A 19,375-nucleotide genomic window follows, 5' to 3' on the forward strand; every position below is an offset into this window, starting at 1 on the left:
CAAAGACTTCCTGTGTAGTTTTACATCGTGAATCAGAAAGATTTATACACTAATTACGTAAAAACATATTAACTTATAAAGTCTCAAATTATGAAAAAGTCAATCTTAACAATCGGTTTATTCTCTTTAATGATGATCTTAACATCATTTACTTCTCCTGAAATTGGAAACCAAGGTGCACCAAGAAATGCATTTGAAATAGGTAATCAAGGAGCGCCAAGAAATGCTTATGAAATTGGAAACCAAGGCGCACCAAGAAATGCTTTCGAAATAGGTAATCAAGGGGCACCAAGAAATTATTCAGCAATAGGTAATCAAGGTGCACCGAGAAACAAGTAAAATATTAAAATAAAATTTTTATTTATTTTAGGGCTATCATTAATATGATAGCCTTTTTTTGTTATTTTTGAAAAATTCAATTAAAAATCGTTGAAAAAAAAACATTTATTATTTAGTTGTGTTCTTTTGTTTTTTTTGAGTTGTTCAAAAAGCAATAAAAATAATAAATCCGAAAAATCTTCGGATAGTATTTCTATTTATTTTTCTTTAATAGATGAGGAAAAATTAAGTACAAAAGAAAAATTAAAATATAATAATAATGCATATAGTATTATTTCGAAAGAATCAAATACTGTTTTAAACAGAGAAGACTTGTTTAATGTTGGTATTAATTTTGACAAATTAAAAGACAATCTAAAATTTAGAAACACTTCACTGTTACTGCTAAAAAATGCTGTTGATGCAAAAGACAGTCTTAATATTGAAAGAGCCTATAAAAATTTAGGGAAGTATCATATCGACATGTATCAAAATGATAGTTCATACTATTATTATTTAAAGGCTGAAAAATTCGCCTCATATCTTAAAGACACCTTAAGTTTAGGTGAAATTTATATAGATAAAGCTTTTATTCAGATGTATGAGGACGATTTTTATGGGAGCCAATCGTCAGCACTAAAAGCTTTGAAGTTTTTAAATCTTTCCAAAAATAGGTTTAAAATTTATGATGCATACAATATAGTTGGGATTAATTCAAATCAGTTAAAAAATTACGAAAAATCTTTAGAATACCATAACAAGGCGCTTAATTACTTAAGAGATAATAATTTAAATAACAAGTATCATTTAGATGCTAATTCATTAAATAACATTGGATATGTCTATCAAAATTTAGACAAGCATAAAGAAGCAATTAAAAATTTTAATCTTGCACTACAAAGCAAGTCACTCAGTATTGACAACCCTAGTCTTTATGCCATGCTATTAGATAATTTGGCTTACTCAAAGTTTAAATTAAGAGATTTTAGCCAATTACCAGATTTATTTTATAAATCTTTAAAAATTAGAGACAGTCTTAACATCGATGAATCAGGTCGTAACTGGACAAAAATTCATTTATCAGAATTATATGCTGCTAAAAAAGATTCTATAAAAGCACAATTGTATGCGAAAGAAGCGCTAGATAACTCAAGAAAAATAAAATTACCTTCGGATATTTTAGCCTCTTTAAAACAATTATCTATTGTTGAACATAAAAATTCTTCGAAATATTCTAAAGAGTACATCAAAATTAACGATAGTATTCAGCAAGAAGAGCGAAAAACAAAAGAACGTTTTGCTAGAATTGCTTATGAAACCGATGAAATCATTGGTCAAAATGACAAACTTGAAGAAAAAAACAGAACTTTATTATACTTTTTTATAGGCACATTTGCTGTAGGATTGTTATTATTTGTCATTAGAACCCAAAGAGCGAAAAATCGTGAACTTTTATTGAAACAACAACAACAAAAAGTAAATGAAGAAATATACAACTTAATGATTTCGCAACAAGCTACTATAGAAGAAAATCGTGTTAAGGAAAAAAAGAGAATTGCACAGGAATTGCATGACGGAGTTCTAGGAAGAATGTTTGGAGCTAGGTTAACACTAGATAGTTTGAATTCGTTTACTGATGAAGAATCTATTAAATCCAGATTTAATTATTTGAATGAGCTCAAAAACATTGAGCAGGATATTAGAGAAATATCACATGATTTGAGTAGAGAAAAAAGCGTTTTAGTTAATAATTTTGTAGCCATTGTAAACAATTTAATTGAAGAACAAAAGACTTCCTATCAACCTAATATTAAATTTTCACTAGATGATTCAATTAAATGGGAATTGATAGACAATACTACAAAAATAAATTTATATAGAATCGTTCAGGAATCGCTTCAAAATGTAAATAAATATGCTCAAGCTAAAAATATTAAAGTAACATTTAAAAAAGATATTGACAATATCGTATTGAAAATTGTTGATGATGGAATAGGATTTGATACAATTGGAAGAAAAAAAGGCATAGGTTTGCAAAACATGGAAGCACGAGCAAAAGAATGTGAAGGCATTTTTGAAGTACTATCTAAAAAAGGAAAAGGAGCAACAATTTCGATTTCAGTTCCAATGATTAAGAATAAAGTAACAATTTAAAAATATGGCAATTAAGATAAATATTCTTATAGTAGACGACCACCCTTTTATTATAGAAGCCTATAAAAATGCGATTAAAGCATACAATTCTAAAGGAATTTATGAATTTGTAATTACACAAGCAAAAGATTGTAAAACAGGATATGAAGCCATAATGGAACAAGGAATTGGTTCATATGGTGTCGCTTTTTTTGATTTGAGCATGCCTGTTTATGAGGAAAAAGGAATTTTTTCTGGCGAAGATTTAGCGTTTCTAATTAAAAACGAAATGCCAGAATGTAAAATTATTCTGTTAACAATGCATACTGAGCTATTGAAAATTAATCAAATTATCAAAAACATTAATCCAAATGGATTGGTGATTAAAAACGATTTAACTTTTGATGAATTGCTTTTGGCTTTTGACAAAATATTGAAAGACGAAAATTATTACAGCCAAACAGTAGTTCAAATAGTGAGTCAAATGCAATTCGATAATTTAGAAATAGATTCTTTTGACAAACAAATTTTATTCCATTTATCGAAAGGAACTAAAACCAAAGATATTCCTCAATATGTTCCATTATCGTTAAGCGCAATTGAAAAAAGAAAATTGAGTCTTAAAGAAATGTTAGAAATTGTTGAAGGAACAGATTTAGATCTTGTCAGAGAATCAAAAAATAAAGGATTGATATAATTTATTAAGTCATCTTTAACCAAATAGAAACAAAAAAAGCGACTATATTTAGTCGCTTTTTTAGTGTTATTATTCGCTGATAGCGTTCCAACCTCGAGCTTTCAAAGGAATTTTAGTATCAGCTCGAGTAATTAAATGAATTCCTTCGCTTTCTTTTGTCATGTGACCAATAATCGTAAAATTCGGATTCCCTTTTATTTTATCAAAATCGTCAATGGCAATTGTAAAAAGCAATTCATAATCTTCGCCACCATTAATAGCAACAGTTGTAGAATCAATATTAAATTCTTCACAAACATTTATTAATTGCGGATCTAGAGGTAATTTGTCTTCATATAAGTTACAACCCACACCCGATTGTTTACACAAATGCATAATTTCTGATGATAATCCGTCAGAAATATCAATCATTGATGTTGGTTTTATTTCTAAAGCATGCAGTAAAGTGCGAACGTCTTTTCGGGCTTCTGGTTTTAGTTGGCGCTCTATGATATAAGTATAAGCATCTAAATCAGGTTGAGAATTCGGGTTTACCTGAAAAACTTGTTTCTCCCGTTCTAAAACTTGTAATCCCATATAAGCTGAACCAATATCACCTGATACTACTAATAAATCAGTTTGTTTTGCACCATTTCGATATACGATTTCGTTTTCATCGGCTTCACCAATAGCAGTAATGCTAATAATTAATCCTTTTTGAGACGAAGTTGTGTCGCCACCTATAACATCTACTTTATATTCATTAGCAGCAAGCGAAATTCCTGCAAACAATTCGTCTAAAGCTTCTAAAGGAAAACGATTGGAAACTGCTATAGAAACCGTAATTTGCGTTGCCTTTGCATTCATGGCACAAATGTCCGAAATATTAACAACCACGGCTTTATATCCTAAGTGTTTCAAAGGCATATAAGCCAAATCAAAATGCACACCTTCAATCAATAAATCAGTAGAAATCACTACTTTTTTATCTTTGAAATCTAAAACAGCTGCATCATCTCCTATTCCTTTTACAGTGGAAGGCTGGCTAATAGTAAAGTTGGAAGTTAAATGGTCTATAAGTCCAAATTCTCCTAGTTGTGCTATGCTGGTGCGTTGTGGGGATTTATCTTCAATCATAGTCATTGCGTGAGACGAAGCGATCTTCGTTCGTTTTTTATTAATTTTTTTTTGTAACATTTAGAGTGGCAAAGGTACAAAGAAATTTAAGCTTCAAAGTTTAAATTATTGATACTCTGGTCAACAAATTTTTTAGTATTTTTAGTAACTCAAAAAACACATTTTAAATGAAATCATTCGACATCGTAACATTGACTGTTAATCCAGCACTTGATAAAAGTACTCACTTTAAAGGATTGGTTCCTGAACAAAAAATTCGATGCGAATCGCCACGATATGATGCTGGTGGGGGCGGAATTAATGTTTCCAAAGCAATTTCACGTTTGGGAGGTGAATCATTATGTGTTTTTACCTCTGGAGGTGCTACAGGCGAAATGCTTGAAAAATTAATTGAAAAGGAATCTATTGAATATAAAACCATAGCAACCCAAAACTGGACTAGAGAAAGCTTTGTGGCTGTTGATGATAATACTAATGCGCAATATCGTTTTGGGTTTTCGGGAGATTCAATTTCCGATGCAGAAAAAGAAACAGTTTTTAAAACCATTATGGATTTAAAACCTAAATATTTAGTTTTAAGTGGCAGTCTAAACGAAGGATTGTCAACCGATTTTTATAAAATGATTATTGATACGGTAAAGTCATTTGAAACAAAAATAATAGTAGATACTTCAGGAGAAGCTTTACAAAAAGCACTAGAAACAGGTGTTTATTTAGTAAAACCTAATGTTGGAGAATTAGCCAAACTTATTGGTGTCGAAAAACTAGAAATGGAAGAAGTAGAAGCTGCTGCAAAAAAATTAATTGAAAAAGGAAGTGCGGAAATTGTTGTCGTTTCTTTAGGACCACAAGGTGCTGTTTTAGTTACAAAAGATCAAACCGAATTTGTGGCTGCTCCTAATGTAGTTAAGAGAAGTACCGTAGGCGCTGGCGATAGCATGGTCGGCGCTATGACTTGGGCATTATCACAAAACAAAAGTTTAAAAGAAGTCGTACAATGGGGTGTTGCCTGCGGGTCGGCAGCAACCATGAATGAAGGAACACAATTGTTTAAAGCGGAAGATGCGAAGCGGTTGTTTGAGTGGTTAGGGAAGAAATAACAAGAAACCCAATAACTTTCATTATCGGGCTCCTCTTTTATCTAAAAATCTAAAATCTAATCATTCAATTTCAAAACCGCCATAAATGCTTCTTGAGGAATTTCTACATTTCCTACTTGGCGCATACGTTTTTTTCCTTTTTTCTGTTTTTCGAGTAATTTTCTTTTTCTAGAAATATCACCACCATAACATTTGGCGGTAACGTCTTTTCGTAAGGCTTTTATAGTTTCACGAGAAATTACTTTAACTCCAATAGCCGCTTGAATCGGAATATCAAATTGCTGACGCGGAATTAATTCTTTCAGTTTTTCGCACATTTTTTTACCAATATGGTAAGCGTTATCCGCGTGAATTAATGAAGATAGAGCATCTACGATGGTAGCATTTAATAAAATATCAACTTTAACCAAGTTAGAAGTTCGCATTCCTATTGGCGAATAATCAAATGAAGCATATCCTTTTGAAACTGTTTTTAAGCGATCATAAAAATCAAACACAATTTCGGCTAGTGGCATATCAAAAGTCAACTCTACACGCTCCGTAGTCAAATAGGTTTGGTTCGTGATTAAGCCACGTTTTTCGATACATAAACTCATTACATTGCCCACAAAATCTGATTTTGTAATGATAGTTGCTTTTATATATGGTTCTTCAACATGATCTAATCGTGACGGTTCTGGTAAATCGGATGGGTTGTTTACTATCATTCCAACCATAGGGTCTTTCTTGGTGTATGCCAAATACGAAACGTTAGGAACCGTAGTAATCACAGTCATATTGAACTCGCGCTCCAATCGTTCCTGAATGATTTCCATATGCAACATTCCTAAAAAGCCGCATCGGAAACCAAAACCTAATGCGGCCGAACTTTCTGGTAAAAACACTAATGAAGCATCGTTCAACTGTAGTTTTTCCATCGAGTTTCTTAACTCCTCATAATCTTCAGTATCTACAGGGTAAATTCCAGCAAAAACCATAGGTTTTACATCTTCAAAACCGGTAATCATATTGGTAGTTGGATTTTTAGCATCGGTTAGTGTATCACCCACTTTTACCTCTTTAGCTTCTTTAATACCAGAAATCAAATACCCAACATCACCTGCAGAAATGACTTGTTTGGGAACTTGGTTCAGTTTCAAAGTGCCAATTTCGTCCGCAAAATATTCATTGCCAGTCGCCATGAATTTTATCTTTTGCCCTTTCTTAATCTGCCCATTTTTTACACGAAAAATAACTTCAATGCCACGAAACGGATTGTAATGGGAGTCAAAAATTAAGGCTTGTAAAGGTTCGTCAACATTGCCTTTTGGGGGAGGAATTCTTTCAATAATGGCTGCTAAAATATTTTCGACGCCAAAACCCGTTTTACCAGAAGCATGAATAATTTCTTCTAATTTGCAACCCAATAAATCAACAATATCATCACTAACTTCCTCTGGATTGGCACTCGGTAAATCGACTTTATTTAAAACTGGAATAATTTCTAAATCATTTTCTAAAGCCAAATACAAATTAGAAATTGTCTGTGCTTGAATGCTTTGTGCTGCATCCACAATCAAAAGTGCGCCTTCGCATGCGGCAATAGAACGAGAAACTTCGTACGAAAAATCCACATGTCCAGGAGTGTCAATCAAATTCAGTATATAATCTTCTCCTTTATATTTATACACCATTTGAATGGCGTGGCTTTTTATGGTTATGCCACGTTCGCGCTCCAAATCCATATTATCAAGCAATTGCGCTTTTTCTTCACGTGCCGTAACGGTTTGAGTCGCACCCAATAATCGGTCAGCAAGCGTACTTTTACCGTGATCAATGTGTGCAATAATGCAAAAATTTCGTATGTTTTTCATGTTCCTAATCTATCATTTTTTTCGAAATGCTTCCGCATTTAATCCGCAAATATAAGCTAAAACTTTTGAAAGTGGTTCTTTTTAAACCATTAAGGAATTAAGAAAATCTAACACTTAATACGCTTAATTTCTTATTAGTTTAAATTTCGCACTCTAATTTTCTATCTTTGCAAAAAAATTAACATTGATAAAAATTGGCAACATAGAACTTCCTGATTTTCCGTTACTTCTTGCACCTATGGAAGACGTGAGTGATCCGCCATTTCGTAGATTGTGCAAACAACACGGAGCCGATTTAATGTATTCCGAATTTATTTCTTCTGAAGGATTAATTCGTGACGCGATAAAAAGCCGAATGAAATTGGATATTTTCGATTACGAAAGACCAGTTGGAATTCAGATTTTTGGAGGAGATGAAGAAGCAATGTCACTTTCCTCTAAAATTGTTTCTACAGTAAATCCGGATATAATCGATATTAATTTTGGCTGTCCTGTCAAGAAAGTCGTTTGTAAAGGCGCAGGCGCTGGAGTTTTGAAAGATGTCGATTTAATGATACGGTTAACCCAAGCCGTTATCGATAGTACGCATTTGCCAGTTACAGTAAAAACGCGTTTGGGCTGGGATGATAATTCTATCAATATTGATGAGGTTGCAGAGCGTTTGCAGGATATTGGAGTAGCAGCATTGAGTATACACGCCAGAACTCGTGCACAAATGTATAAAGGTCATTCTGATTGGTCACATATTGCTAGGGTAAAAAACAACCCTAGAATCACAATGCCCATTTTTGGAAATGGCGATATCGATTCTCCCGAAAAAGCATTAGAATATAAAAATAAATACGGCATAGATGGCATAATGATAGGTCGCGCTGCCATTGGTTATCCTTGGATTTTTGATGAAATTAAACATTTTTTCAAAACAGGAGAACATTTGCCGAAACCAACTGTTGTAAATAGAGTAGAGGCAGTACGCAATCATCTTACTTGGGCCATGCAATGGAAAGGAGAACGATTGGGGATTGTAGAAACACGACCGCATTATACCAATTATTTCAAAGGCATTCATTCTTTTAAACCGTTTAAACAACAATTGGTTACACTGGATCATCCAGAAGAATTATTCGCTGTTTTGAATGAGATAGAAGAGACTTATATTGGGTATGAGGTAGCGTAAATTACTAAGTAAAAGAAGAGTCCAAAAGTCAAACCCTACTATTTTTAGACGCATGCACTTTTTAAGAAAAAGTCATTGATAAAAAAACAAATGCAAAGCTAATTTTTATAATAGTTGCTTTTTTGTTTTCGTTTTATAGTAAACTTTGGTTATTCTTTTATAAATTTATTTGTTTCAGTTTTAATCTTAATCCAACAATTTCTTGCTTACTCTACTACTTGCAATCCAAGAAGCAATAAGGCCTAAACTGAAAATAGTTGCTAAAACCACAACTACATTCTGAAGATTAAAAATTACAGGATAGGCAAGTGTTGGGGTTATCATTATCAATTGATACTGTTGTTGAATTACCACAATGATAACTCCTATGAAAAGTCCAATTAGTCCTCCAAAAGTCGTTAAAAGTGTTCCCTGAAGCAAGAAAATTTTCTGTAAATCTTTCACTTCTGTTCCAAGATTGTATAGTGTTTTTAGATTTTCTTTTTTGTCTAGAATCATCATGATTATAGCACCAGCAAGTGTAAATAAGGTTAAAATAATAACGAGTGTAAAAATTAAATATACCGCAGCATTCTCGGTATTGAGCATTTTATACAAACTATCATTAAGTTGCGCTCTGTTTTTTACAAAGACTTTATTATTAAAAATGGCTTCGAGTTGTGTTTTTAACGTAGCCTCATCTGCATTAGGTTTTAGTTTGAGTTCAATTCCTGAAACTTGATTGGGTTTGTATTCTAACAATTCTTGTGCTAAACCAATATCAGCAAAAACATATTTAGAGTCCAAATCCTCATTAATAGCATAAATCCCAACTGGAAAGATAGTCGATTTATTAAATGCTTCAGCAGGATTTTCTATCGTGCCTTTTCCAGATTTAGGCACAAAAACTTCCAATTGGCTGTTAAAATCGAATAATCCTAATGATAATTTTTCAGAAATCCCGTAACCAACTACGACCTGATAGGTTTCTGGTTTGAGCCATTGCCCGTTAAAAAGTGTTTTTTTTACATCATTTACTTGACTGTAAACGCTATCAACACCTTTAAGAACAGCAACTTCTTCTTTGCCATTGAACATAAATAGCACACGCTCTTCAATAACTTTGCTTTGAGAGGCAATCCCTTCTAATTTCAATATTTTTAGTTCTTGTTCTTTAGAAATCACAAAAGATTTGCCTTTGGTAGCCAAAATTTTCAAATCTGGATCAAAATTATTGCTAAAGGATAAACTAAAATCTTTCAAGCCACTAAAAACCGATAAAACCACAAACAACGCCATAGCACCAATTACAATTCCAGCAGACGCAATTCTGTTAATAATGTTAATTGCATTATTCTTGCTTTTGCTAAAAATGTAACGCTTAGCGATGTATAACGAAAAATTCAAGTTAGATTTTTTTTCGTTTTTCTAAAAGTTCACGATTTTCTATAGGGTTCTCTCTGTTGCTCAAAGCGTTATTGATTTTTTCGATATAGTCTAACGAGTCGTCAATAAAAAAAGTTAAGTTGGGCACTTTTCGCAATTGCAACCGAACACGTTGCGATAAATCGTGTTTTATTAAAATAGCATTCGACTTGATGGCAGCTAATGTTTCTTTTGCTTTTTCTTGAGGAAATATACTTAAATGTACTGTTGCAACCGATAAATCTGTCGTAACACTAACTTTGGATACTGAAATTATCAAATTTGAAATTCCGTTTTTTCTCACTTCACCTTGCAGAATATCTACTAAATCTTTTTGAATAACTCCGCCTATTTTTTTCTGTCTATTTGTTTCCATCTTGCAAAAGTACAATTTTTTTATAGCCACAATGCTACAAAGGCCCAAAGTTTGAATTTAGGATATTATTGTAGCTTAATTTAATGCGCTTTTCAATTTAAAGAGCTTTAAAATTTGTATTTTTACAAATGCCTTATTAGATTTATTTCAAATTAGTTAAAAGATGAAAAAAATAGAACATATAGGAATTGCCGTAAAAGATTTAGAAGTTTCGAATTTGCTTTTCGAAAAACTTTTTGGAGTATCTGCTTATAAACAAGAAGAAGTGGCTAGTGAAGGCGTAAGAACCTCTTTTTTCAGGAACGGACCTAATAAAATTGAATTGTTAGAAGCAATAAATCCAGAAAGTACGATAGCTAAATTCATTGAAAAGAAAGGGGAAGGAATTCATCATATTGCTTTTGATGTAGAAGATATTTTTTCAGAAATAGAAAGATTAAAAAAAGAGGGATTTGTTGTGCTTAATGAAACTCCAAAAAAAGGAGCCGATAATAAATTAGTTGCTTTCTTGCACCCAAAAACTACAAATGGAGTTTTGATAGAGTTGTGTCAAGAGATTATTTAATTCATTTTAAGTAGGCTAAAATATCCCAAAACCATAAAAATCAATGATTTTGAGAATCTAATAATCAAATAATTTAGAAATCTAAAAATCCAGCCAAGAAATAGTTGCAGAAAAATAAAAATAGTAGTAATATTGCAACCTCAAATAAAGCTGTAGCTTTATTCACTGAACACCAATATAAAATAAAAATCAGTGAAGTATAATTGGTCCTATAGCTCATTCGGTTAGAGCAACTGACTCATAATCAGTAGGTGCTTGGTTCGATTCCAAGTGGGACCACATAGAAAATCCTTAAATGTACTGTTAATCAGTAGTTTAAGGATTTATTATTTTAATATTTGTACGATTTTTGTATTGTTGACTAAAAATATGCTTATTATTACTCTATTGCAGTAAAAAAAACTTTGTTTTTTCAGGTGCATTATTTACACTTTTTGCACTTCGATAAAGTATTAATCATTTTAAAATAATTTTATATTTCGTCAAGTGGATTTTTGCCAAAAAAGATAATTGGTTTAGGTTCGTAATCGGGGTTTGCTATTATGTTTTCGAGTTCTTTTATCATTTCGCTTTTTTCGATTAAAACTTCTTTTGTTATAGCATCGGTAAAAACAATACAAATCACTTTTAATGCTTTTTCAAATATAGTTAACGCATCGTGTTTGTTTATGTCATCTCTTTTGATAAACTCCAGCAATTCAATATGATTATTTATTTTAATAGTCATTAATATTTTGCTTCAAGTTCTGCATCTATTCTCTTTATCTCATCGGGCGAAAGTCCACTACCTAAATTTATAACAATAGGATTAAATCCGTTTTCTGTTCCTGTGGTGGTTAATTCAGTAGCCTTTAATGTAGGAACAACAAACTTTGATAATTCAATTATCATTTTTAATCGTTGTAAAGGTTCTAAACCTTTGAGGTCATTGTCTAACTGCTCCAAATTATTTGAAACTAAATTTTGATAGTGTTCTCTTATTTCAGCGGTGGTTTTGTTTACTGCTCCAGCGGTTCGACCTCCTGTTTTTATGCCTGTTGCCATTTGTCTAAATTTGTCTATTATAGATAAAACAAATATAATAAATTATTTTAATAGTTATTTATTATAGTTATATTTGTTGAGGTTTTACGCATTGCCTGTGTGATACTATTTGAACAAAAAAAAGGCGTTCCTTTATTGGTTCGCCTTTGTTTATTATAGTAATACTATGATTACCATTATTTAATTTTTCGTATGGTAATCAAATTTAATATATCTGTACAGTCCCAATTAACTTGATACCCATTAGTTGCCCTCCAAACCATTTTAATTTGTGACCATTCAATTAATAAAGAGTCACTCATATTTTTAAAATCGTTTAAACTTTCAACAGATTTGTCAATTAATGACTTATCAATTTCAGCTTCCGTTATATCCAAATTATAAAAACTCAAAATTTGTTTTAATTCATCATAACTTGCTTTATAACCAACTGGATTTTGTTTTGTACAATAAGTTTCTATACCCTTATTCAAATACCACTCTCCTAATTCAATAGAGTTTTTTGTAAGTCCTTTATTGTAACTACTGACTTGACTATTTGCTATTAGACTAAAAAGACAAAACACTATTAGTAATTTTTTCATCTCTAATATTTTTAAATTAATAATAACCAAATCTAATAAATCCAAATGAATTAAAATTACGGTTTGTTGCAAACTATTGTTTTTTTTATAAACTCAAATAATAGTCTGCTAAATCAAAACCGTTTTCAAAATCGGTCTGCTCCAGTATCTCACTAACTGAAATCTTAAACCCTATTGCGTTTAACTCGGTGGCTTTGTTTAACCAGTTGTTGTACTCGCCTTTGTCAGGAAATGAAACAATATTTCTTTTTTTGATAGGTTTCAGCATCTCAAATTTAAAGTTTCCTTTGCTCCCTGTGGCAATCCAAATGTAATGCGGTAATATAATACTCATAACTATTGCGGTTTTTTCGCTTTCAACTATTGCAATCGTTTTTTGATAGTCTTCATTAACTCGGTGCAATCCAAACAAACATTGATTAAGAATAAAATCAGGCTCTTTAATGGCTTTATGTAACCAGTTAATGTGATTGTAAGGTTCTTTTACTCTTTTACCTGTAAACCTATCGTATTGCATTATTTTACCAGCGTGTATTTTTTCTTTGTCATTTATTTGCCAAAATACAGTTGAGTTAAACCAACAAATGTTTGTACCAGTAATCAAATAATTTTGGGTTGCTTTGAAAACCTCATCTTTTGAAAATAGCGTTTTAAGAAACTCGGTTAAATGGTCTATTTGCTTTTCGTTATACATTTTGTCCAATAGTTCTAAACTGTGGTAACTCGGTGCTATTGGTAGCGGTTGTATTATTTGTTTGACTTCATTTATAAAACCCGATACATTTGAATAATTGTATTTAAACTCATTCGTTAAATATTGAATAGTGCTATTTTTTAAAAACCATTCCGAAATCCAACACTCATTTTTTGACTGCTCCAATATCTGTGATTTTGGCACTATCGTAATAATGCCGTTTACATCAGTTGTTTTAATTGCTTTATCTGTTATTTCCTTTAAAGACAAAACCTTTATTAAATAGTACTTATTTCCTTTTGGTGGTGGTTTATGATAGTTACAATTTTGCTCCCTGTCGCATTTACCAAACTCATCAGGCAAATAGTTTTCTGTATAAGTATCAATGTATTTTACAAATGTTTTTTGGGTGCAATTAGGACAAAGAAACTTCTTACTTCCTTTGTCCAAAGTGTATTTGTAAACTTCCATTATACAAAACCTTTATCATTAATAATATAAGCTACATTACCAACGTTTAAGCGTGTTACATAAATTTTGTATGCCGTTAATCGCTTCATAAAATTTGACTTATTTACGGGGCGAAATCCGTCTTCAATACAAAACCATTTATATTGTGGGTACAATTCCGAAATCAAAGTATATTCAGTTGTTGAGGTCTTAAAATCCAACTCATTAATAAATATTTGTACACTATCGCTTTGCTTTTCGTAATCGCTTCGGGCGTTTTCTATTGCTACACATTTACTGAAATTCTTTTGTTCCAAAATTCTGTCAAGTCCTTGCAAAATCCAGTTGAACACTCCCGATAATTCGTTTTGAATTATTTTTTGTGGCAATTGTTTGTCCTGTTTGTCTTCAGGAATAGTTACATCAAAACCAACAATTAAAAACCGTCTGAAATATGCCGTTGTATGTTCAACGTCTTTTGGCAATTCATTACAATTGAAAATTAGCTTTGCATACTCTTTTAATATCATTGGATTACCATACGGCAAACGTGCTTCTATTGGTTCGCCTGAAGCCATTTGTTTAAATACATCGGTTTCTAATTTGCCGTTTATCTCACTTGCATAATTAACTAGCTTATTTGCAATTTTTGCCCTGTAATAACCATTTGCATCAGTCAAACTTTGTAAGGAATAATTACTTACATTTTCGCTCCCTAAAAGGGCGTTTAAGACTTCAAAACATACACTTTTACCATTTGCACCAGTACCGTAAAGAATAAGCATTTTTTCTAGTTTCAATACACTTGGTTTTATAAAAATGTAACCAAAAAATTCTGCAAATACTTTCTGTTTGTCTTTATCAGGCAATACCTCATCTAAAAACTTTTGCCATTGTGGGGCGGTTGCTTCAGGGTCGTACTCAAACGGCAATTGGTGGGTAATAAAATCTTTACTATCAAAGTTCCTTAAACCTCTTTTTGTTGGTGTTATCTCAAACGTGCCATTTTGTAAATTAATCAAAACACAATTAGGTTTTGGCTCGGGTTTTGGCAAATAAGCTTCAGCCATAAACTGCTTAAACAACTCATCTTGAAACGAAAATATTTTTGCTTTGAATTTTTCAACTCCCATTTTTAAGGCGGTTTTACCTAAAAAGGATTGAAGTAACTCTTTGCTTATTTCATTCCAGTAAAAGCCATTGTACAAAAATATAAAGGCTTCATTTTTGCATAAATCCCATTTATTAGCGTTTGCAATCTCTAAAAGCTTTTCGATACAAAGGATTAAATAATGGTTCTTTGTTAATTTACATTTATCTAATTCTTTACCAACTTTTTGCCATTTTTTAAAAGCTTCTTTGTACTCATTGCTTTGCTTATCTGTGTAGATTGGTTCTATTTGAATATCGCTATTTGCACTACTCCCAAATAATTCATTTTGCAATTTAAAATACTCATTTTGTAGGTCTTTAATATCGGGAAATGCTAAAAGCATAAAATCAATTTGCCCTATACTTTTTGTGAGTTCCTGTAAAATATCGTTTGGTGTTTTCTGTGGTACAATTTCGTTCAATTTTACTTTGCTTTCAATATCATTTGAAATCAGGTTTTTAAGTTGGTCTTTTTTTATTGGTTGTAAAGGTACTTTACTATTAATACAGTTAAACAACTCAATTTCGTTTTGACAATTTTCAATTTCAATTATACTGTCTTCAGGTCTGTTTTTACATAATGGCTTTTTACATTCTTTTAATAGTTCTTTTATGTAAGCATTAAACCATTTATCAGCATTAACGAGGTTTTGACTTTCACTTGCAACGGCAAACCATTTTGAAAATTTGCTTATATTTTCGTTTGTGGTTGTATTTGGTAAAATTTCATTTGCACCATTAACAACTGCTGTTTTTTTATCATAAAATGATAATTCAAAAGTGTATTTATTTGCTTCCATAGTCTAAAACATTTTAAATTGGTTAGTTTTTGACTTTAAAAGCCTTTCAAATTCAAGTGGGTTTGTACTCAAAAAATGTACATACTCTTTTGTATAAGGGCATTGGAATTTATCAATAGAAGTAACCAAATTTTGATTTTCTTCAAGTTTAGCTTTGTACCTTGTTCCAGCTTCAGGTGTAATATTTAAGGTTTCGCAAATTGTTTTATTTGAAGTAGTAATGTATTTTAATCCAAAATAATAACGGTTAATCTCGGTTTCTTTTAAAATAGTTTGAAAATCGGTTTTTGACTTTTTTACTATTTCCTTTCTCATCAATTTTAAAACTTCCTTTCTGCGTTGGTTTTCGTTGTTATTGCCTGTATAATTCATAGCTTATTTTTTTAATAAGGTTAAACTATTCAGTAAGTCCGATTTTTTAAAAAACCGTCTGTTTGCAATACCATAACAATGCACTTTACCAGCCTTTACCCAATGGTATAAAGTAGTTTGCTCGATTTTAAGAAACTCACACGCTTCAGCTCGAGTAAATAAAATGTCAGGGTCGTTGGTGTTGAGGTTTTTTTTGAAGTCTTCTAATTGACTTTTTACGCCCTCATTGATTAGTTGTACTAATGCTTCGAGGGTTGTTCCTTGTAAGATAATTTGTTCGTTCATTATTTAAAGTATTATTGTTATACTTTGCAAATAAACAAGCGGTGTTTGTGGTCAAAAAAGAGTTGTATTTTGTGTTATTTGTGTTTGTTTTGTGTTTTACTATTTATTTCAAACTGTCTTCAAATTTTATGCGGTGTTCGTGTAAAGTGTTTAATACTTTACTATCATAATTATCAGGTTTATCTGTGTTTGTTATTGCTATTTCGTAGTTTTCTTTAATAAATATTTTGTAATTATCTTTTGTGATTTTTAAATTATACTTTTCAGTGTTGTACTCACTTAAATAAAACCAAATACAAATTAATTTAGTTTTTGTTCTTTTTTTATCATTGTAATAGTTGTCAATCAAATATTTAAACAACTCAAAACAATCAGTATTCCAGTCGTTTGGATTGTGCTTTGGGTGTAAATTTTTAACCTCATCAGGTTTATTGGTTTCAAGTTTTTGATGTGCTTCGGGTGTAACGCTTTTTATTGTTTCGTTATACCATTCTATAACCATACTAACGGTTGGTTTATCTATAAATCCTGATAATTCATTTACGTTAATAATGTAATGATAAGTATGTTTTAACCAATTTTCTTTTGTTTCATTATTTGCATTATTATAAGCACAAAATAACTTAAATTCATTTTGAATAGATTTTATAAAGTCTTCATTTTTTAAAGTTATTGCATATCTAAAAAAAATACGTGTATTTTCTGAATATAGAATTTTTACAAACTCTTTTTTAGTTTCATATTCTTTATTAAAAACGCCTTTTAAATTATCTTTATTAAAATGAGTTGAAGTATAAAAAAAGGCTGTATTTTTAAAAAGTTCGGATTTTTCAAAGTCAGTCAACTTAATAATTTGATTTTGCTTTGCTAATAATTCATTTAAATACTCTTTATATCGTTCCTTTAATATTTTATAATCAGTATTATTTAGTGTTAAATTTTCAATGGTTTCTATTTCAAGTATAATTTTTTCTTTTTGGGTATAACTCAATTTATAATTATTCATTCTTTGCTTAAAGAATACATCTTTTAAATTATTCCAATTTTCAGGTGTTATAAAACTGTCATTATTAAACTCTTTTTTATTGTTGGTTTCAAAATAAATCTGAAAAAAGTTTATATCACTCAAAGATTTTGAAAGTCTTTGTTTAGTATTGCTATCGGGTGTTGGAATTATGAATTTAGTATGTCCTTTTTGTATTAATTCAACGGCTTCGCTTATATCATTAACCTTTATTTTTTTTATTTCAAAGGCTTCAAATTCGTTTTCGTTTTCGGTGCTTTCTTTAAAAAAATCAAACAACACTTTTAATATTTGGTCTAAATCAACAAAGAAAAATTGACTAAAATAATAACAATTTGTTTTTGTCCTATACTCAATATATTTATTTTTATGTTCTAATATTTCAGCTATATCGTTTGCACTAAAATTTTCTTTTAGTTCGCTTATTTCTAATATATTACGATTCCAAAGGGTGTTTGTTTCATTCCAGTCACAAATATTTAATTCGTTTGATTTGTCTTTGATAAGTAGAATTATGTTTTCGTTTATTACCTCGAATTTATCTTTAATTTCTGCCTGTATTTCATCATATTTAAGTTTGTCTTTAAAATTATTACTTCGATTCAATTTGTTTCTTTCAATATCCAAAGAGTTTAACTCATTAATTAAAATGTCATACTGTTTAAAATTTTCAATGTTAGAATGTAGAAATTCAATGAAGTTAAATAATGCTTTTATTTTGTCTGTAATCATTAGTTTGCCTGTGTTGAGTGTAAAAGGTGTAAAATATGCACCTAAAATAAAACATTTATTTTTTAGTTTTCTAAAAATAGTTAGTTATTTCCATTGCTAAATCTTTATTGCTTTTACCCAAATAATTTAAAAACATTGCTTCGGTGCTATGTCCTGTAACATTGATTAAATAAGTAGTTGGAATAGTTCCGTAAAAGTTAGTAGCAAATGAACGTCTTCCAATATGCGAAGTAACCAACTCACATTTTTTAAACATTCCTACTTCTTTGCGAAATTGCTTAACCTCATCTTTATTTTTGGCTTTCTTTTCGGTTTCGTCTTCTTTGTTTATATCGGTTAACTTACTACCTTTTATTTTATCAGTTAATCCAGCAATACGGCAAACCTCTTTTATGTAAAGATTGTATTTAGGGTCTGAAATTGGTTTTGGAAACTCATCGTTTCTTTTTTCTAAAATTTCCATTACTTTAGGGTGTAATGCTACTATCATAACCTTATTAGTTTTAACCTGTGTAAACTCGATAAAAGGCTTTGAAATACCTTGTTTGTTTTTTTCGTATCTAATCATAGACTTATCAAAACGCATAAAATCTGAAATTCTTTGTCCTGTATAACAACTAATAATTAACCAGTCTTTTGCATTATCATAATTATCGTTTAAACGTCTTTTGTCTATGTTTTCAATCTTTGTAAGTTCCTCAAAGGTTAAATAAATTTTTTCGGTTTTGTGTTGAGGTGTTTTAATCCTGTCTAATTGGTGGCTTGTTTTAATTCCGTTATGCTTTGCGTGGTTGCATACTGTTTTAATGGTTTTTAAATCCTTTGAAATAGTACTTAAAGCATAGTTATTTTTTAAACAATAATTTTCAAAATCGTTTTTGAATTTATCATTAACATCAATAATTTTAATTTGATTGTCTTTTGTTTTTTGGTAACGCTCCAGTAAATGTTTAGTAACATTATACTTTTTATAAGTTCCGTTTGATATTTCATTTTTTTTGACTTCAATAAAATAATCAAAGTATTTTAATAATTCCGTTGGTAATGCTTCAGCTTCCTTTGGTGGGTTGTAGTAATTATTAATTTGAGTTTGTAACCAGTCTTTGTTTACCTCATCAGGATTAACAATATTGAAAGCATTTAAGATATGATTTTCAATATTATTGAGTTCTTTATCAGTATCATTTTGTATTTCTTTAATGCCTTGAATTTTATTTAACTCATCAGTATTATTAGTTTTTTTAAATACTCTTTGTTTGTGTTGGTTGTTCCAGTAGTCTTTTGAAACTTGAAACTCGGTATTTGCTCCAATGACAAAATCAATATCATTGAAACGATACAATAAACGTAAATGTAAATTTGCTTTGTCTTTAGTAGAACGGTACAAAAAATTGATAGTTGCCATAGTGTTTGATATTTGAACACTACAAATATAATTAATTTGTACGATAGTTGTACGGTAAAAGTGTGTTTATTACAATTTACTGCAATTTACAATA

At 30.6% G+C, this 19,375-nt stretch carries 19 protein-coding genes and 1 tRNA gene; 7 read left to right on the plus strand and 13 right to left on the minus strand.

Features of this window, described 5'->3' with window-relative positions:
* The first annotated feature begins 90 nt into the window (after positions 1-90).
* From F6464_RS07665 to F6464_RS07675, 3 genes are all read left to right on the plus strand, one after another.
* Positions 91-339 (plus strand): hypothetical protein, encoded by a 249-nt coding sequence (locus tag F6464_RS07665; RefSeq protein WP_151107226.1) that lies wholly within the window; start codon positions 91-93, stop codon positions 337-339.
* 90 nt (positions 340-429) lie between these two features.
* Positions 430-2,472 (plus strand): tetratricopeptide repeat-containing sensor histidine kinase, encoded by a 2,043-nt coding sequence (locus tag F6464_RS07670; RefSeq protein WP_151107227.1) that lies wholly within the window; start codon positions 430-432, stop codon positions 2,470-2,472.
* Between the two features lie 4 nt (positions 2,473-2,476).
* The gene (locus tag F6464_RS07675) at positions 2,477-3,148 is read left to right on the plus strand and encodes a response regulator (protein WP_151107228.1); all 672 of its coding nucleotides are present in this window, start codon (positions 2,477-2,479) and stop codon (positions 3,146-3,148) included.
* Positions 3,149-3,217: 69 nt separating this feature from the next.
* Here the strand turns inward: F6464_RS07675 and thiL are convergent, their stop codons facing one another.
* Entirely contained in the window at positions 3,218-4,264 is a 1,047-nt protein-coding gene (thiL, locus tag F6464_RS07680) for a thiamine-phosphate kinase (protein WP_151107229.1), read from the minus strand.
* A gap of 167 nt (positions 4,265-4,431) precedes the next feature.
* Between thiL and F6464_RS07685 the strand changes: the two genes are divergently transcribed.
* Positions 4,432-5,364: a 1-phosphofructokinase family hexose kinase gene (locus F6464_RS07685; RefSeq protein ID WP_151107230.1), complete on the plus strand. Its 933-nt coding sequence runs from the start codon at positions 4,432-4,434 to the stop codon at positions 5,362-5,364.
* 56 nt (positions 5,365-5,420) lie between these two features.
* On the opposite strand, the gene lepA is transcribed toward F6464_RS07685, so the two are convergent.
* Positions 5,421-7,217, minus strand: coding sequence for a translation elongation factor 4 (lepA, locus tag F6464_RS07690; RefSeq protein WP_151107231.1), 1,797 nt, complete (start codon positions 7,215-7,217; stop codon positions 5,421-5,423).
* A 184-nt stretch (positions 7,218-7,401) separates the two neighbouring features.
* On the opposite strand from lepA, the gene dusB reads away from it, so the two are divergent.
* Complete coding sequence (dusB, locus tag F6464_RS07695) at positions 7,402-8,394, plus strand: tRNA dihydrouridine synthase DusB (protein ID WP_151107232.1); 993 nt, start codon at positions 7,402-7,404, stop codon at positions 8,392-8,394.
* Between the two features lie 186 nt (positions 8,395-8,580).
* Here the strand turns inward: dusB and F6464_RS07700 are convergent, their stop codons facing one another.
* Together F6464_RS07700 and rbfA are read right to left on the minus strand one after the other, a co-directional pair.
* Complete coding sequence (locus F6464_RS07700; protein ID WP_151107233.1) at positions 8,581-9,780, minus strand: ABC transporter permease; 1,200 nt, start codon at positions 9,778-9,780, stop codon at positions 8,581-8,583.
* 1 nt (position 9,781) lies between these two features.
* Positions 9,782-10,174 carry a 30S ribosome-binding factor RbfA gene (gene rbfA, locus F6464_RS07705; RefSeq protein WP_151107234.1) on the minus strand — a complete coding sequence of 131 codons (393 nt, stop codon included), beginning with the start codon at positions 10,172-10,174 and terminating at the stop codon, positions 9,782-9,784.
* A 163-nt stretch (positions 10,175-10,337) separates the two neighbouring features.
* Here rbfA and mce point away from each other — a divergent pair, with 163 nt between their 5' ends.
* The gene (gene mce, locus F6464_RS07710; RefSeq protein ID WP_151107235.1) at positions 10,338-10,739 is read left to right on the plus strand and encodes a methylmalonyl-CoA epimerase; all 402 of its coding nucleotides are present in this window, start codon (positions 10,338-10,340) and stop codon (positions 10,737-10,739) included.
* A 205-nt stretch (positions 10,740-10,944) separates the two neighbouring features.
* A tRNA-Ile gene (locus F6464_RS07715) sits at positions 10,945-11,018 on the plus strand.
* Between the two features lie 193 nt (positions 11,019-11,211).
* Here the strand turns inward: F6464_RS07715 and F6464_RS07720 are convergent.
* The 9 genes from F6464_RS07720 to F6464_RS07760 form a co-directional block, all read right to left on the minus strand.
* Entirely contained in the window at positions 11,212-11,466 is a 255-nt protein-coding gene (locus F6464_RS07720; protein WP_151107236.1) for a hypothetical protein, read from the minus strand.
* Positions 11,466-11,783: a hypothetical protein gene (locus F6464_RS07725; RefSeq protein WP_151107237.1), complete on the minus strand. Its 318-nt coding sequence runs from the start codon at positions 11,781-11,783 to the stop codon at positions 11,466-11,468. The genes F6464_RS07720 and F6464_RS07725 overlap by 1 nt, the downstream gene beginning before the upstream one ends.
* A gap of 176 nt (positions 11,784-11,959) precedes the next feature.
* Positions 11,960-12,367: a hypothetical protein gene (locus F6464_RS07730; RefSeq protein ID WP_151107238.1), complete on the minus strand. Its 408-nt coding sequence runs from the start codon at positions 12,365-12,367 to the stop codon at positions 11,960-11,962.
* 85 nt (positions 12,368-12,452) lie between these two features.
* Positions 12,453-13,532, minus strand: coding sequence for a DUF6371 domain-containing protein (locus F6464_RS07735; protein WP_151107239.1), 1,080 nt, complete (start codon positions 13,530-13,532; stop codon positions 12,453-12,455).
* The gene (locus F6464_RS07740; RefSeq protein WP_225318045.1) at positions 13,532-15,463 is read right to left on the minus strand and encodes a DNA primase family protein; all 1,932 of its coding nucleotides are present in this window, start codon (positions 15,461-15,463) and stop codon (positions 13,532-13,534) included. Before F6464_RS07740 ends, F6464_RS07735 begins: the two co-directional genes overlap by 1 nt.
* A gap of 3 nt (positions 15,464-15,466) precedes the next feature.
* The gene (locus F6464_RS07745) at positions 15,467-15,835 is read right to left on the minus strand and encodes a hypothetical protein (protein ID WP_151107240.1); all 369 of its coding nucleotides are present in this window, start codon (positions 15,833-15,835) and stop codon (positions 15,467-15,469) included.
* A gap of 3 nt (positions 15,836-15,838) precedes the next feature.
* A complete protein-coding gene (locus tag F6464_RS07750; protein ID WP_191963339.1) occupies positions 15,839-16,120 on the minus strand; it encodes a helix-turn-helix domain-containing protein in 282 nt (93 codons plus the stop codon).
* Between the two features lie 103 nt (positions 16,121-16,223).
* On the minus strand, positions 16,224-17,876 hold the full coding sequence (locus F6464_RS07755) for a hypothetical protein (protein ID WP_151107242.1): 1,653 nt from the start codon (positions 17,874-17,876) through the stop codon (positions 16,224-16,226).
* Between the two features lie 70 nt (positions 17,877-17,946).
* Positions 17,947-19,281 carry a tyrosine-type recombinase/integrase gene (locus tag F6464_RS07760; RefSeq protein WP_151107243.1) on the minus strand — a complete coding sequence of 445 codons (1,335 nt, stop codon included), beginning with the start codon at positions 19,279-19,281 and terminating at the stop codon, positions 17,947-17,949.
* Positions 19,282-19,375: the final 94 nt, after the last annotated feature.

Origin of the sequence: Flavobacterium luteum, assembly GCF_008806775.1 — a bacterium.
Lineage (GTDB): Bacteria > Bacteroidota > Bacteroidia > Flavobacteriales > Flavobacteriaceae > Flavobacterium > Flavobacterium luteum.